The organism is Streptomyces sp. NRRL WC-3549 (genome assembly GCF_000721935.1).
GTDB lineage: Bacteria > Actinomycetota > Actinomycetes > Streptomycetales > Streptomycetaceae > Streptomyces.
In genome coordinates this window covers 86,525-88,150 of record NZ_KL585423.1, presented here as the reverse complement: position 1 = coordinate 88,150, position 1,626 = coordinate 86,525, and the positions used below count along the sequence as shown (strand labels likewise).

Genomic DNA, 1,626 nt, shown 5'->3' with positions numbered 1-1,626 from the left:
GATGTGTATAAGAGCAACTCCTCGACGTGCAACGGGACCTGGGCGCCGAGGAGCCCGCCCTCCCGCAGACCCTGCTGTACGAGGACGTCAGCGCCGGCGACGACCTGGTCTGCCCGGACGGCCCGCTCGCGGGGGCGACGGGGCGCGCCCTGCGCGCGGTAGAAGGGATCCTGCCGCTCTTCGACGTCACCCTGCCCCAGCGCATCACCCTGCACGGCTTCTTCCTGGCCCGCTACGGCCGCGGCGGACGCTGCGACGACCTGCTCGGCCTCGTGCACGACTTCCACGAGGACTTCTTCGACCAGTACCTCTCCTTCACCGCCCAACGCACCGCCTTCGACGAGGACGGCCGGTACGTACCCGAGGAGAACTGGCTCGGCCAGAGCGCGCTCCGGACCCTGGACGACGCGCGCCGCCGCTTCGCGGCCGGGATGAGACAGCTGTGGGAGGCCCGCGGCACGGCCGGCGAGATCCGGCTGCCGGACGGACTCCTCTCCTCCGTCGCCTCCGAACTCGCCCCCCTGGCAGCCGGCTTCACCCCGCAGAGCCACCACATCCAGGTCTCACGCCCCGGTCCGGACCGCCCGGACCGGCCGCTGGTCGTCCTGAACCGCTCCTACGGCGGACTCGCCTTCCCCTTCAGCCGCTTCACCCACGTCTACGACGGACCGGGCACGGGGGAGCCCGGGCTCTCCGCGCTGCTGCGGGACGAACTGCGGGCCCGGCAGCCGGACGGAACGGTGTTCGCCGAACTGACCGGCGGCCAGATCACCAGCAACCTCAACCTCCACGGCCGGCTGACCGACCACCAGATCGTCTGCCCCGGCGAGAGGGCCACCGTCCCGGAGGCCGACCGCCTCGACCTGGACGACCTGTACCTGGAGCACGACGAGGCGTCCGACCGCCTCGTCCTGCGCTCGGCCAGGCTGGACCGCGAGGTCGTCCCGGTCTACCTCGGCTACCTCGTCCCGGTGGCCCTGCCGGAGATCCCCCGCACCCTGCTGCTCCTCTCCCCGAGCACCATGACCCCCACCGACGTGTGGGGCGGCGTCCCCGAGGGCGAACCGGTGGACGGCGTCACCCGCCGGCCCCGCGTGGTGCACGGCGACGTCGTGATCAGCCGGCGCAGCTGGACGGCGCCCGCGACCGCCCTCCCGGTCCGCGGCCCCGGGACCGACGAGGCCCGGTGGTACCTGGAGTGGCAGCGCCTGCGCCGCGCCCACGGGCTGCCCGACCAGGTCTTCGCCACCGTGCTCCGCGACGGCCGCCGGGCGCTCGGCGCCAAGCCCCTGTACGTCGACTTCGACAGCCCCCTGTCCCTGACCGCCTTCGACGCCCTGGTGGACCGCGAACCGGGTACCGCCGTGGTCCTGCGCGAGATGCTCCCGGCCGAGGACGGGCTGCACCTCACCTCCGACCAGGGCCACCACGTGGCCGAACTGGCCGTGGAGACCTTCACCTCCCGACCCCGTACCGAGGACGGCCCGACATGCCGGAACTGATCTCGCCCAGCCCCGCCCGCCCCGAGGCCGCCCCCGCGGAACCGGGGGAGTGGATCGCCCTGCACATCTTCTACGCCGCCAGCCCCCAGCCGATGCTGGTCAACTGCGTCTCTTATACACATCT

1 pseudogene is annotated in these 1,626 nt (G+C 72.9%); it reads left to right on the top strand.

Annotated features, from left to right (window positions below):
* Positions 1-26: 26 nt before the first annotated feature.
* Positions 27-1,502, top strand: a pseudogene (locus IH13_RS0126765) (lantibiotic dehydratase); the annotation flags it as partial.
* Between the last annotated feature and the right edge of the window lie 124 nt (positions 1,503-1,626).